The following is a 13,638-nucleotide window of genomic DNA, read 5'->3' on the forward strand; positions in this document are numbered from 1 at the left end:
CCCCATTGTCTAAGATTCCCCACTGCTGCCTCCCGTAGGAGTCTGGGCCGTGTCTCAGTCCCAGTGTGGCTGATCATCCTCTCAAACCAGCTATGGATCGTCGGCTTGGTAGGCCATTACCCCACCAACTACCTAATCCAACGCGGGCTGATCCTTCTCCGATAAATCTTTCCCCAATAGGGCGTATACGGTATTACTCCCAGTTTCCCAGGGCTATTCCGTAGAGAAGGGCACATTCCCACGCGTTACTCACCCGTCCGCCGCTAGAACCGAAGTCCTCGCTCGACTTGCATGTGTTAGGCCTGCCGCCAGCGTTCGTTCTGAGCCAGGATCAAACTCTCAAGTTGAAACGGCGTTAGCCGTATCCTTGACGTCGAACCTTGCACATCTGTCATCCCCGCCAGGTAAGCGGGGATACTTCTGTTCATCGTCCTCACTCGCGTGAGCCGACAAACAGTGAAGCTGACACCTGGATCATCGGCTCACGCCTACCAGGCCGATATGCAAGCTACTCAGTCGAAAAACGACCAGACCGCCCGCATATCCCTTCAGATATCTCGCAATGTCAAAAAGCAGAGGAAACAAAATCCCAGATGAAGCGCCATTCTCTCGACGCCCCGCCCGGTCAGTCATTCCCAGATTGTCTCGGTTCCGCTCCCGCTTCCCCGCCCCTTCCAGCGTTCCCGCCGTCCGGTGAAGCGGTATTTACGGATCACGCCGGATCGCCGCAACCCCAAAATGACAGTTTTTCGGAAGAAAGTTATATCTCACTGAACTGAAATGAAAAACATGAGAAAAAATGTGAAGCGCAGATGACGATGCGCAAACTGGGCCGGAATCACCCTGCCCTGCCGATGCTGTCGAAATGGCCTTGGCCAGGATGGCCCGCACCCCAGACCTGGGCTGCGTCCCGGGCCAGCAGCCGTGCCTCGGCGGCGTCAAGGCAGGCGCAGGCCGCGCAGGGGCAGCCTGTCCTGTGCATCGCCCGGCGCCACAGGCGCAAGGCCGAGGCGGGGCTCCATGGCAGCGCAGCTTGCGCAAGCCAATGGCGCAGCTCGGCCGGCAGGCTGTCGTAATGGCCCATCGGCGCGGTCCGTCGCCGCCGCAGCGATGTCGCAAGGTTCGCCAGCATCGTCATGCCACCCGGCGATTGCCCCACTGGGGGAACGGATCGGGCAAGCCGACCCAGTCCCCCGGTGTATAGTCGGCCGCCATCACCAAGGCCTCGTCCAGCGCGGTGCTGATTGCCTCGGCATCCATGCCGGCGCCGATGAAGACCAGTTCCTGCCGGCGATCGCCCCAGGGTTCGACCCAGTTGCGCCGCATCTCGGCCAGCGCATCGGGGTGGCTGGGCCAGCGTTCGCGTGGGAGTCCCGCCCACCAGATCCCCAGGGGCGACACATTCGAAAGCGCCCCCGACAGGCTGAACTCGGCCGCCCAGTCCGGTCGGGTGGCGATCCAGAAATGCCCCTTGGCACGGATCACGCCAGCCAATTCGCCCGTCAGCACGGCATGCAGGCGCTGCGGATGAAACGGCCGGCGGGCGCGATAGACGAATGAGGTGATCCCGTACTCCTCGGTTTCCGGGACATGGTCGGCGAAACCGTAAAGCTCCTTGGCCCACATCGGATGCAGATGCGCCCGGTCGAAGTCGAACAGACCCGTGCCAAAGATGGCCGAGGCCGGGACGCGGGCGAAATCGGTTTCGACCAGCCGGGCGTCGGGGTTGAGGGCGCGGACGATCTTGCGCGCTTGGTCCAGCCCCTTCGGCCCGGCTTGCGTCACCTTGTTCAGCACGATCACGTCGGCGAACTCGATCTGGTCCGTCAACAGGTCGACCAGGGTGCGGCCATCCTCCTCGCCCAGGCTTTCACCGCGGTCGGCCAGGGCATCGTGACTGGCAAAGTCGCGCATGAGGTTCGCGGCATCGACCACCGTCACCATCGTGTCCAGCCGCGCCACGTCCGACAGGCTGTCACCATTCGCATCGCGGAAGTCGAAGGTGGCAGCCACCGGCAGCGGCTCGGCGATTCCGGTCGACTCGATCAGCAGATAGTCGAAGCGCCCCTCCTCGGCCAGCCGCCGAACCTCTGACAGCAGGTCGTCGCGCAGCGTGCAGCAGATGCAGCCATTGGTCATCTCGACCAGCTTTTCCTCGGCCCGGGACAGTTCCGCGCCGCTTCGCACGAGGTCGGCGTCGATATTCACCTCGGACATGTCATTGACGATGACCGCCACCCGCCTGCCCTCGCGATTGTTCAGCACATGGTTCAGCAGGGTCGTCTTTCCCGCGCCAAGGAAGCCGGAAAGAACCGTGACGGGCAGGCGGGGATCGGAGCTGGCGGGCATGGCGTCCTCATATGTTATAATATAACATTACTGATAGCGCCTCGGCAAACCGGCCGCAACCGTGTTTCTGTGGCGCACCCTCCGCGGCTGGGCTAAAGCCGCATCAGGGGGTGCCATGGATTTCAAATGGCTCGAGGACTTTCTGGTGCTGGCGGAAACGCACAGCTTTTCACGCTCGGCCGAGCTGCGGGGCGTCACGCAAAGCGCCTTTTCCCGTCGCATTCGCGCGCTCGAGGAATGGCTGGGGACCGACCTTCTGTCGCGCGAAAGCTATCCAGTACGGCTGACGCCGGAAGGAATGCTGTTTCGCGAAACGGCCGAGGAAGCGGTGCGCATGATCAATGCCCGCCGCGCCGAGTTCCGCGATCATGCCCGCTCTCGTGGGGGCGAGATCAGCTTTCTGGCGCTGCACAGCCTGACGGTGACCTTCCTGCCGGGCTGGCTGATGCGGCTGAAATCCGCGGCAGGGCCCATGACCAGCCGCGTCAAGCCCGAGAACTTCGACCGCTGCATCGAAGCGCTGACCGAAGGCGGCTATGACTTCTTTCTGACCTATGCCCATCCGCAGGTGAACATCCCGCTGGATCCTTCAGGCTATCCGCATCTGGTGGTGGGCCGCGACTCGCTGGTGGCCGTGGCACGGCCCGGCTGGCCGGCGGAATGGCTGACCGAAGGCATGCCCATGCTGAAATACTCGCGCGGCAGTTTCCTGAACGCGATGGCCCGGATCGCGCTGGCCCAACCCGGCGCACCCAAGGTCTATGTCGCCCACACGGACGAGGCCAGCATGGCCGAGGCGATGAAAAGCATGGCGGTCGCCGGTCATGGCGTCGTCTGGCTGCCCCGCCTGCTGGTCGAAGCGGAACTGCAGGACGGACGGCTGGAAATCGTCGCCCCCGAACTGCCCATGGAAATCCGCCTGTATCGCAACGCCGCGCGCGGACGCGGCATCACCGGCCGCGTCTGGCAGGCCGCGCGCGAGCTCGGCGGTGGTTATGCAGAATCGGAATAACCAAGCCGCAATCGGCATTGGCATTCATGTCGCCCCGACCCTAAATATCTGGCGCAAGGGATGAAAATCGTCCCGATCCGATCCTGAAACATGCCTGACCGGAACGATCCCCGCAGCCAGCGGGTTTCCAGGTCATGCGCCCGAGGTAATGACATGATGAAGACCCGCATCGAACACGACCTGCTTGGCGACCGCGAGGTGCCGGCCGATGCCTATTGGGGTGTTCACACCCTGCGCGCGGTCGAGAACTTCCCGATTTCCGGCCGCACCGTGGGCGAGATCCCCGAACTGGTGCGTGCGCTTGCCGCGATCAAGCAGGCAGCCGCCCTGGCGAATGCCGATCTGGGCCTGCTGTCGCCCGAGCGTCGCGACGCGATCGTCGCCGCCTGCGAGGAAATCCGCGCGGGCAAGCTGCACGACCAGTTCGTCGTGGACCAGATCCAGGGCGGCGCCGGCACCTCGACCAACATGAACGCCAACGAGGTGATCGCCAACCGCGCGCTTGAAATCATGGGCCATCAGAAGGGGCAGTATCAGATCCTGCATCCGAACGAGCATGTGAACATGAGCCAGTCGACCAACGACGTCTATCCGACGGCGCTGCGGCTGGCGGCCTGGAAGGGGCTGCAAAAGCTGATCGGCGCCCTTGCCTCGCTGCGCGGCGCGTTCGAGGACAAGGCCGGCGAGTTCCGCGATATCCTCAAGATGGGCCGCACCCAGTTGCAGGAAGCCGTCCCGATGACCCTGGGGCAGGAGTTCAACGCCTTCGCCATCACCATCGGCGAGGATGAACTGCGCCTGGCCGAGGCCGCGGCCCTGGTCTGCGAAATCAATCTGGGCGCCACCGCCATCGGCACCGGCATCACCGCCCATCCCGACTATGCCGAACGTGTCCGCGCGCGGCTGGCCGAGATCACCGTCATTCCCGTCATCACCGCGCCCGACCTGGTCGAGGCGACCTCGGATACCGGGGCCTTCGTCCAGGTTTCGGGCGTCACCAAACGGGTCGCGGTCAAGCTGTCCAAGATCTGCAACGATCTGCGACTGCTGTCCTCGGGCCCCCGCGCCGGCTTCAACGAGATCAACCTGCCCGCAAAGCAGGCCGGATCCTCGATCATGCCGGGCAAGGTGAATCCGGTCATCCCCGAGGTCGTCAACCAGATCTGCTTCGAGGTCATCGGCAACGACATGACCATCACCATGGCGGCCGAGGGCGGGCAGCTGCAACTGAACGCCTTTGAACCCGTGATCGCCTACAGCCTGTTCCGTTCGGTCGATCACCTGGTCGCGGGCTGCGCCACCCTGCGGGACAACTGCGTGACCGGCATCACCGCGAACCGCGAGGTGCTGAAGGAAACCGTGCGCCGCTCGATCGGGATCGTCACGGCACTGAACCCCTACATCGGCTATGCGGCGGCGACCGAGGTCGCGACCGAGGCGCATCTGACAGGGCGCGGCGTCTATGAACTGGTGCTGGAAAAGGGCCTGCTGCCCAAGGAACGGCTGGACGCCATCCTGCGCCCGGAAACCCTGACCCGTCCGGCGGTCTTCGTCGCCTGACCCCCGGAATGCGCGACCCCGGTTCAGCCGGGGTCGCTGGCGATTTCGTCCAGCAGAAAGGCGCGGAACTTGCGCACCGCCGGACGATTGCGGCGCCCCTTGGGATAGGCCAGATAAAACCCGCGGCCGCTGCGCGAGATGATGGGAAAGGGCTGGATCAGCCCGCCCGTCGCCAGTTCATAGCGAAAGAAGTCCGGTTGCAGCAATGCGACGCCATAGCCGGCCAGCGCCGCCCGCGCCTCGTGCAGGTCGGTGGACATGGTCAGCCCCGGCTTGCGGTAATCCTCCCAGCGCTCGACCCCCGCCGTCTTCATCCAGAGCGCCCAGTTCTCGTCCCCCGGGTCCAGAAGCGGCAGCTTGAGCAGATCGGCAGGCTCGCTCAGCACATGCCGCCGGGCCAGTTCGGGCGAGATCATGGGCGTGTATTCCACCGCCATCAGGTGATGCGCCTCGAGCCCCGGCCAGACCCCCGCGCCCGCGCGGATGGCGACGGTGATATCCTCGCGCGCGAAATCGACCAGGGTGTCGCTGGTTTCAAGCCGCACCGCCAGGTTCGGATGGTTCATCTGGAACTTGCCCAGGCGCGGAGAGAGCCACGCCCCCGCAAAGGTCGGCACCGTCGAGATGGACAGAGTCGACACCGCATCCGCCGACGGATCGGCATAGGCCTCGCGCAGCTGATCGAAGGCGTCGATGGTAGGCCGCGCAAACAGCGCCCCGGTTTCCGTCAGCACGATCTCGCGCGGCTTGCGCAGGAACAGGGGGGTGCCCAGCCGCTCCTCGAGCAGGCGAATCTGATAGCTGACCCCGGCCTGGGTCATGCCCAGCTCCTCGGCAGCGCGGGTAAAGCTCAGGTGACGGGCGACGGCCTCGAAAGCGCGCAAGGCGGCGAGCGGCGGAAGGGACATAAGGCGGCCTTATGGAACGGTGCGAAGGCTTTGTTGGTCAAGCCGCGCGAACAAGGGCATGGTGGCATGATCTGGCAACCGCGCGCATCGCGGAGGAGAATGATGTCATATGATTACGCACCCGTCCGGCGGCCCCTTGGGCTTGCTGATCGCATCCTGACTCTCCTTGGCTTTTCGGTCAAGGATAAGTCCAGCCTATGCACTGACCGAATGGCCGCGCTTGATGACCCCGCCACCCGAAAGGCCCTGGCGCATCTGCCCTCGCATCTGCTGCGCGACATCGGCGTGACGGCCATCGACACCCCCGACCTGCGGGTCGAGGGCGAGGCCCTGCGCAAGCATCTGTGGTAAAGGCCTAGCCGAGCCCTTCGCAGAACCGGCGGATGCGCCCGCAGGCATCCGCCAGCACCGCGTCCGAGGTCGCATAGGAAATGCGGAAATGCGGCGACAGGCCGAAGGCCGCGCCAAAGACCACGGCGACGCCGGTTTCGTCCAGCAGCGCCGTGGCGAACGCCTCGTCATCCGTGATCGACGCGCCGCCAGCCGAAGTCTTGCCGATCAGCGCCTTGATCGAGGGATAGACATAGAACGCCCCCTGCGGCACCGGACATTCGATGCCCGGACAGGCGTTCAGCCCATCAACCACCAGATCGCGGCGGCGCTGGAACACGGCGCGGCTTTCGGCGATGTAGTCCTGCGGCCCCTCGAGCGCGGCAAGCGCGGCATATTGGCTGATCGAACACGGATTCGAGGTCGATTGCGACTGCAGCGTCCCCATGGCCCGGATCAGTTCGACGGGCCCTGCCCCATATCCGATGCGCCAGCCCGTCATCGCGTAGGCCTTCGACACGCCGTTCATGGTCAGGGTGCGGTCCTTAAGACCCGGCTCGACCTGCACGGGCGTGGCAAAGCGGAAGTCGTCAAAGACCAGGTGTTCATAGATGTCGTCGCTGAGCACCCAGACATGCGGATGGCGCATCAGCACATCGGTCAGCCCGCGCATGTGGTTTTCGCCATAGCCGGCACCCGTCGGATTGGACGGCGAGTTCAGGATCACCCATTTGGTTTTCGGCGTGATCGCGGCCTCGAGCTGTTCGGGCGTGATGCGATAGCCGTTCGCCATCGCCCCTTCGATCACGACCGGCGTGCCGCCGGCCAGCAGCACCATGTCGGGATAGCTGACCCAGTAGGGCGCCGGGATCACCACCTCGTCGCCCGGGTTCAGCGTGGCCATCAGCGCATTGTACAGGATCTGCTTGCCGCCGGTACCGACCGTGACCTGGGCGGGGCCATAGTCGAGCCCGTTTTCCCGGGCGAACTTGGCGCAGATGGCGCGCTTGAGTTCGGGAATGCCATCGACCGCCGTATAGCGGGTATGGCCCGCGTCGATTGCGGCCTTGCCCGCCTCGCGGATATGAAGGGGCGTGTCGAAGTCGGGCTCACCGGCCGAAAGGCTGATGATGTCGCGGCCTTCGGCGGCCAGGTCGCGGGCGCGGCCGGTGATCGCCACCGTGGGCGAGGGTTTGACGCGGGCGAGCGTCTGGGACAAAAGGCGCATCGAAGTCTTCCTGCTGGGGCGCCCTTGTCTTAGGCCCGCCCCGACGGCGAGGCAAGAGAGCGGGCCGGAGGAATGCATGGACGAACACGAGGCAAGGCTGAAGCGGCTGCGGATGCGCAGCTGGCGCCGCGGCACAAAGGAAATGGACCTGATCCTGGGCCCCTTTGCCGACAGTGAACTGGCGGGCCTGAATGCGGCCGACCTGGCGCTTTACGAGGCGCTGCTGGCCGAAAACGACCAGGACCTTTACCCCTGGATCACCGCGCGGATGCGGGATGCCCGCCCGGGCCCCGAGGCGCTGTCGCCGATGCTGGACCGGGTGGCGCGCTTTGCCATGGCCCGGCTTTCCCCCAAGTCCTGAAACTTTTAGGCAATTTTGCGGCGGGGATTAACCGAAGCTTGGGGATTTTCGCTCATGGTCGGGGAAAGAGACCTTGAACGGAAACGGACCATGCCCCAGCGAAGCCCCAGCCCCGTCCGACCGGTGCCCGCCCTGCGACCGGTCCCCGGCTCCTCTCGTGCCGACGCCTATCTGGAAAGCCTGCAGATCCTGGAGCGCCTGCACCGGCTGCTGCTGGATCTGGTCAAGGACGAATTCGAACGGCTCGGTCAGTCGGACCTGAACCCCGTGCAGGCGCTGCTGCTGTATAACCTGGGCGGGGCCGAGGTGACGGCGGGCGAGCTGCGGTCGCGCGGGATGTACCAGGGCTCGAACGTCAGCTACAATCTCAAGAAACTGGTCGACCTGGGCTATGTGCACCACGAGCGCTGCGAGATGGACCGCCGCTCGGTCCGGGTGCGGCTGACGCCCGAAGGCCAGGCGATCCGGGACCGGGTGGCGGAGCTTTTCGCCCGCCACGCCGAGGAACTGGAGCTTTCCGGCATTCTGGACGACCCTGCGCTCGAGGCGGTCAACCTGCAGTGGCGCCGGGTGGAGCGCTACTGGATCGAGCAGATCCGGTACATCTACTAGAGTCCGGCCGGCTGGTCTCTTGCCCGACACGCCTGGGGCCGGTGGCGCGGCCGGGCCGGGGCCCTGCCCCGGACCCCGGGGTATTTTGGAAACAGTGAAAGCCGCGGGCGCGGGAGCGACTTGGGATGAGGCGACCCGGGCGGAACTGCGCTGGCCGGAGCATAGGCGCCGGCCGAGCTGGGTGTTCTTGGGGCGCCGAGCGCTCCTGAAGGGGGCGGGACGCCTTACCAGTGGCCGGTGTTTTCCATGCTGGCCCAAGGCTCCTGCGGCGGCAGGGCCTCGCCTTCCTGCAGCAGTTCCACCGAGACGTTGTCGGGGCTGCGGACAAAGGCCATGTGACCGTCGCGCGGCGGACGGTTGATCGTCACCCCGGCATCCATCAGGCTTTGGCACATGTCGTAGATATTGCCCACGCTATAGGCCAGGTGGCCGAAATGCCTGCTGTCCGACGGCAGCCCGTCGTCGCCGTCCCAGTTCCACGTCAGTTCCACCGGGCATTCGGGCTGGCCGGGCGGCGCCATGAAGACAAGGGTGAAGCGCCCCTTCTCGTTCTCGATCCGCCGCGTCTCCTCAAGGCCCAGCAGGCGAAAGAACGCCATGGTCTTGTCCAGGTCCAGCACACGAACCATGGTGTGAAGATATCGGATTTTCATATCGGGCCTCCTGTCCGTTCCGGGGCAGATTTGCACGCCGCGGCGATGATCACAACGGGGGCGGCGGGATGCCGCGCGGCCCTGTCTGGTCGGGGGCCGCATTTCCCATGGCACCGCAAAGGCGCTCAGGGATCCTTCACCGCCTCGCGCTGGGTGATCAGCCGGGCCGAGTTCTGCCCCGACAGGAAGATCCACAGCCAACTCAGCGCCACCATCAAGCGCGAGCGCGCGCCGATCAGGAAATAGATGTGTGCGATCCCCCAGACCCACCAGGCCAGCCAGCCCGTCAGCTGGAACCGGCCGTATTCGATCACCGCCGCATTGCGCCCGATGGTGGCAAGGTTGCCCATGTGGCGATAGCGGAAGGGTCCCGGCTCGGGCGTGCCGCGCAGGCGGGCGCGGATGATGCGCGCCGCATGGCGCCCCTGCTGCTTGGCGGCTGGGGCCACGCCCGGGACCGGCTTGCCGTCCGATTCGACATGCGCGGTATCGCCCAGGACAAAGATGTTCGGGTCGTCGGGCAAGGTCAGCGTGGGCGTCACCATGACGCGGCCCGCGCGATCCGCCGGCGCCTCCAGCCAGCCTTGCGCCCGCGATGCCTGGACGCCCGCCGCCCAGATGACGGTGCGCGCCGCGATCGGCTGGTCGCCCAGCACGATGCCGGCGGGCGAGACGTCGGTCACCGGCGTGCCGGTCAGCACCTCGACGCCGCGGCCCTCAAGCGCCTTGCGGGCATAGTCCGACAGCCGTTCGCCAAAGGCAGGCAGGATGCGGGGCCCGGCCTCGATCAGCATGACGCGGGCCTTGCGGGTGTCGATGTGGCGGAACTCGGGCGGCAGGATGCGATGGGCAAGTTCGGCGATGATGCCGACCAATTCGACCCCGGTCGGACCGGCACCGATCACGGCGAAGGTCAGTTCCGCCTGCCGCTCGGCTTCGGTCTGGGCCAGTTCCGCGCGCTCGAACGCCAGCAGCAGGCGGCGCCGGATCGTGGTCGCGTCCTCGAGCGTCTTCAGCCCGGGCGCGTCCGCCTCCCATTCATCCTTGCCGAAATAGGCGTGGCGGGCGCCCGTCGCGACGACCAGGGTGTCGAAGGGCAGCCGCTGGCCGGTGCGCAGCAGGACCTCGCGCCGGGCGCGGTCCACGGCATCGACCGTGCCCAGCAGCGTCGTGACCTCCTTGCGGTCGCGCAGCACCCGGCGGATCGGCCACGCGATTTCCGAGGTCGCCAGCAGCGTGGTCGCGACCTGATACAGCAGCGGCTGGAACAGGTGATGGTTGCGCTGATCGACCAGCGTGATCTGGCAATCGCTGCCGCGCAGGTCCTGGACAAGCTGCAGCCCGGCAAAGCCGGCCCCGACGACGACGACCCGATGCTTCACGGCGGTCTCCTTCTTGTGGCCTCCGGCATCGTGCCGAACGCTGCGAGGATGCGAAAGCGGTGACCGAATTGCAACGACGCGTCGCCTGGCGCGTTTGGCAATGGACGCCTGCCGGGCAAGAGGCTAGACAGGCCGCCCGCCCCGCCGGCCAAATACAACCCGGACGATAAGAACCGCACCGCAATCAGCCTGAAAAGCGCAGGATCGTGTGGCGAATAACCCATATCCAGCGGAAAGCGCTCCACTTCTTTTCTACCAGATATAGTGGTGACAACCGCGCCGGAATGATTATATGGTAGGAAGACGCAAATGCGGACCGACTCGGGCAGGCCCTGGCCGCACGAGCCGGATCCGCAACCGCAAGTGGTTGACTCGACTGGACTGGCCTGGTCCTTGCGGGTTGCCGCCGGCGGAGGCGCAATCGTGAAGACGCATCAAAAGGACCCGAGGCATGACCATCACCGTCTATTCCAAACCCGCCTGCGTCCAGTGCACCGCGACCACGCGGGCGCTGGATGCCAAGGGGCTGGCCTATCAGATCGTCGATCTGACCGAGGATGACGCGGCCATGCAGCTTGTCACCTCGCTGGGTTATCGTCAGGCCCCCGTGGTCGTCGCTGGCGATTCGCACTGGGCCGGGTTCCGCCCCGACATGATCGGGCGGCTTTCCTGACGATGTGCGGGGCATGTGCGGGCTGATCTATTATTCCTCGGCGTCGGGGAACACGGCGCGTTTCGTCCAGCGCCTGGTCCCGCCGGGGTCGGCCTGCAAGCCGCAGCGCATCCCCGTTTCGCCGTCCGAGCCGATGCCGCAGCCGGGCGGACCTTATGTGCTGATCTGCCCGACCTACGCCGATGGCGAGGGGCGGGGCGCGGTTCCCAAGCAGGTGATCCGCTTTCTGAACAACCCCGAGCGCCGCGCCCTGATCCGGGGCGTCATCGCCGGGGGCAACCGCAATTTCGGGCAGACCTATGGCCTGGCCGGGCGTATCATCGCCGACAAATGCAACGTCCCGCTGCTTTATCGATTCGAGCTGGCGGGGAATGACCAAGACATAGCCCGCGTGCGCGTGGGCCTCGACCAATTCTGGGGTAAGACATGCTTGACGATGGCGTAAAGGCCGAGCTGGACTATCACGCGCTGAACGCGATGCTGAACCTTTACGACTCGGATGGAAAGATCCGGTTCGAGGCCGACCGCAAGGCGGCGCATCAGTATTTCCTGCAGCACGTGAACCAGAACACGGTCTTCTTCCACAACCTGGACGAAAAGCTGCGCTATCTGGTGGACGAAGGCTATTACGAGCCGCAGGTGCTGGACCAGTATTCGCGCAACTTCCAGCGTGCGATCTGGGATGCCGCCTATGCGCGCAAGTTCCGCTTTCCGACCTTCCTGGGCGCGTTCAAGTATTACACCAGCTATACGCTGAAGACCCGCGACGGGCAGCGCTACCTGGAACGCTACGAGGACCGGGTGGTCATGGTCGCGCTGACGCTGGCGCGCGGGGACGAGGCTCTGGCCATGCGCTTCATGGAGGAGATGCTGTCGGGCCGCTTCCAGCCCGCGACGCCCACCTTCCTGAACGCGGGCAAGAAATCGCGCGGCGAACTGATTTCCTGCTTCCTGCTCCGGGTCGAGGACAACATGGAGTCCATCGGCCGCGCCATCAACTCTTCGCTGCAACTGTCCAAGCGCGGCGGCGGCGTGGCGCTGATGCTGACCAACATCCGCGAGGCCGGCGCGCCCATCAAGGGGATCGAGAACCAGTCCTCGGGCGTCATCCCGGTGATGAAACTGCTGGAGGACAGCTTCAGCTATGCCAACCAGCTGGGCGCGCGGCAGGGGGCGGGCGCGGTCTATCTGAACGCCCACCATCCCGACATCCTGCGCTTCCTGGACACCAAGCGCGAGAACGCGGACGAAAAGATCCGCATCAAGACGCTGTCGCTGGGCGTCGTCATACCGGACGTGACCTTCGAACTGGCCAAGCGGAACGAGGACATGTACCTGTTCTCGCCCCATGACGTGGAAAAGGTCTATGGCCTGCCCTTCTCGGAAATCTCCGTGACCGAGAAATACCAGGAGATGGTCGACGACAAGCGCATCAAGAAGCGCAAGATCAACGCCCGGGCCTTTTTCCAGACCCTGGCCGAAATCCAGTTCGAAAGCGGCTATCCCTATATCATGTTCGAAGACACGGTGAACCGCGCCAACCCCGTGCATGGCCGGATCAGCATGTCGAACCTGTGCAGCGAGATCCTGCAGGTGAACGAGGCCAGCACCTATAACGAGGATCTGTCCTACGCCCATCTGGGCACGGATATTTCCTGCAACCTCGGATCGCTCAACATCGCGGCGACGATGGACGGGCCCGATTTCGGCGAGACGGTCGAGGCTGCGATCCGCGCCCTGACCGCCGTGTCGGAAATGTCCTCGATCGACTCGGTGCCCTCGATCCGGCGCGGCAATGAAGAGGCCCATGCCGTGGGCCTTGGCCAGATGAACCTGCACGGTTTCCTGGCGCGCGAGCATATCCACTACGGCAGCCCCGCGGGGGTCGAGTTCACATCGGTCTATTTCGCGGCGGTCGCCTATCACGCGATCCGCGCCTCGAACCTCTTGGCGCGGGAAAAGGGTCAGGTGTTCAAGGATTTCGAGAAGTCGAAATATGCCGACGGCAGCTTCTTTGACAAGTACACCACCCGCGACTGGCTGCCGACCCTGCCCGACATCGAGCGCGTGTTCCAGCACGTGACCCTGCCCACGCGCGACGACTGGGCCGCGCTGAAGGCCGACGTGATGACGCACGGTCTTTACAACCGCAACCTTCAGGCGGTGCCGCCGACCGGATCGATCAGCTACATCAACAATTCGACCAGCTCGATCCACCCCATCGTCGCCAAGATCGAGATCCGCAAGGAAGGCAAGATCGGCCGGGTCTATTACCCCGCCCCCTTCATGTCGAACGAGAACCTCGAGTACTATCGCGACGCCTATGAGATCGGCCCGGACGCGATCATCGACACCTATGCGGCCGCGACCGAGCATGTCGACCAGGGCCTGTCCCTGACCCTGTTCTTCCCGGCCGAGGCGACGACGCGCGACATCAACCGCGCCCAGATCCGCGCCTGGAAACAGGGCATCAAGACGATCTACTACATCCGCCTGCGCCAGACGGCGCTGGAAGGGACCGAGGTGCAGGGCTGCGTGTCCTGCACGCTGTAAGCCGGGGTTTCACACCC

The 13,638-nt window shown here is 65.0% G+C and carries 14 protein-coding genes and 1 other annotated feature (1 of these 15 running past the window's edge); of the genes, 8 read left to right on the top strand and 6 right to left on the bottom strand.

The window, feature by feature from the left end:
* Positions 1-339 (bottom strand) — a sequence feature (16S ribosomal RNA rRNA prediction is too short); it reaches 83 nt to the left of the window's first position.
* 499 nt (positions 340-838) lie between these two features.
* Together BU28_RS21880 and BU28_RS0102845 are read right to left on the bottom strand one after the other, a co-directional pair.
* Positions 839-1,138 carry a DUF6525 family protein gene (locus BU28_RS21880; protein WP_051577689.1) on the bottom strand — a complete coding sequence of 100 codons (300 nt, stop codon included), beginning with the start codon at positions 1,136-1,138 and terminating at the stop codon, positions 839-841.
* The gene (locus BU28_RS0102845; protein WP_028718100.1) at positions 1,135-2,349 is read right to left on the bottom strand and encodes a GTP-binding protein; all 1,215 of its coding nucleotides are present in this window, start codon (positions 2,347-2,349) and stop codon (positions 1,135-1,137) included. Before BU28_RS0102845 ends, BU28_RS21880 begins: the two co-directional genes overlap by 4 nt.
* 115 nt (positions 2,350-2,464) lie before the next feature.
* Between BU28_RS0102845 and BU28_RS0102850 the strand changes: the two genes are divergently transcribed.
* Both BU28_RS0102850 and aspA read left to right on the top strand, forming a co-directional pair.
* Entirely contained in the window at positions 2,465-3,361 is an 897-nt protein-coding gene (locus BU28_RS0102850) for a LysR family transcriptional regulator (protein ID WP_028718101.1), read from the top strand.
* A 153-nt stretch (positions 3,362-3,514) separates the two neighbouring features.
* Positions 3,515-4,921 carry an aspartate ammonia-lyase gene (aspA, locus tag BU28_RS0102855; RefSeq protein ID WP_028718102.1) on the top strand — a complete coding sequence of 469 codons (1,407 nt, stop codon included), beginning with the start codon at positions 3,515-3,517 and terminating at the stop codon, positions 4,919-4,921.
* Positions 4,922-4,944: 23 nt separating this feature from the next.
* Here aspA and BU28_RS0102860 read toward each other — a convergent pair whose 3' ends face one another.
* Positions 4,945-5,829, bottom strand: a complete 885-nt coding sequence (locus BU28_RS0102860; protein WP_028718103.1) for a LysR substrate-binding domain-containing protein — start codon at positions 5,827-5,829, stop codon at positions 4,945-4,947.
* A gap of 210 nt (positions 5,830-6,039) precedes the next feature.
* On the opposite strand from BU28_RS0102860, the gene BU28_RS26195 reads away from it, so the two are divergent.
* Positions 6,040-6,180 carry a DUF1127 domain-containing protein gene (locus BU28_RS26195; RefSeq protein ID WP_233144941.1) on the top strand — a complete coding sequence of 47 codons (141 nt, stop codon included), beginning with the start codon at positions 6,040-6,042 and terminating at the stop codon, positions 6,178-6,180.
* Positions 6,181-6,184: 4 nt separating this feature from the next.
* On the opposite strand, the gene BU28_RS0102870 is transcribed toward BU28_RS26195, so the two are convergent.
* A complete protein-coding gene (locus BU28_RS0102870; RefSeq protein ID WP_028718105.1) occupies positions 6,185-7,387 on the bottom strand; it encodes a pyridoxal phosphate-dependent aminotransferase in 1,203 nt (400 codons plus the stop codon).
* Between the two features lie 76 nt (positions 7,388-7,463).
* Between BU28_RS0102870 and BU28_RS0102875 the strand changes: the two genes are divergently transcribed.
* Positions 7,464-7,748: an FAD assembly factor SdhE gene (locus BU28_RS0102875; protein WP_028718106.1), complete on the top strand. Its 285-nt coding sequence runs from the start codon at positions 7,464-7,466 to the stop codon at positions 7,746-7,748.
* 90 nt (positions 7,749-7,838) lie between these two features.
* Positions 7,839-8,360, top strand: coding sequence for a MarR family winged helix-turn-helix transcriptional regulator (locus BU28_RS0102880; protein WP_028718107.1), 522 nt, complete (start codon positions 7,839-7,841; stop codon positions 8,358-8,360).
* A 224-nt stretch (positions 8,361-8,584) separates the two neighbouring features.
* Here the strand turns inward: BU28_RS0102880 and BU28_RS0102885 are convergent, their stop codons facing one another.
* Positions 8,585-9,013: a VOC family protein gene (locus BU28_RS0102885; protein ID WP_028718108.1), complete on the bottom strand. Its 429-nt coding sequence runs from the start codon at positions 9,011-9,013 to the stop codon at positions 8,585-8,587.
* Between the two features lie 125 nt (positions 9,014-9,138).
* Positions 9,139-10,395, bottom strand: a complete 1,257-nt coding sequence (locus BU28_RS0102890) for an NAD(P)/FAD-dependent oxidoreductase (protein WP_028718109.1) — start codon at positions 10,393-10,395, stop codon at positions 9,139-9,141.
* Between the two features lie 451 nt (positions 10,396-10,846).
* Between BU28_RS0102890 and nrdH the strand changes: the two genes are divergently transcribed.
* The 3 genes from nrdH to nrdE are packed head-to-tail and all read left to right on the top strand — an operon-like array spanning position 10,847 to position 13,621.
* Entirely contained in the window at positions 10,847-11,068 is a 222-nt protein-coding gene (nrdH, locus tag BU28_RS0102895; RefSeq protein ID WP_028718110.1) for a glutaredoxin-like protein NrdH, read from the top strand.
* A gap of 13 nt (positions 11,069-11,081) precedes the next feature.
* Positions 11,082-11,513 carry a class Ib ribonucleoside-diphosphate reductase assembly flavoprotein NrdI gene (gene nrdI / locus BU28_RS0102900; RefSeq protein ID WP_028718111.1) on the top strand — a complete coding sequence of 144 codons (432 nt, stop codon included), beginning with the start codon at positions 11,082-11,084 and terminating at the stop codon, positions 11,511-11,513.
* Positions 11,495-13,621, top strand: a complete 2,127-nt coding sequence (gene nrdE, locus BU28_RS0102905; RefSeq protein WP_028718112.1) for a class 1b ribonucleoside-diphosphate reductase subunit alpha — start codon at positions 11,495-11,497, stop codon at positions 13,619-13,621. The genes nrdI and nrdE overlap by 19 nt, the downstream gene beginning before the upstream one ends.
* Positions 13,622-13,638 lie beyond the last annotated feature (17 nt).

The organism is Paracoccus yeei ATCC BAA-599 (assembly GCF_000622145.1).
Lineage (GTDB): Bacteria > Pseudomonadota > Alphaproteobacteria > Rhodobacterales > Rhodobacteraceae > Paracoccus > Paracoccus yeei.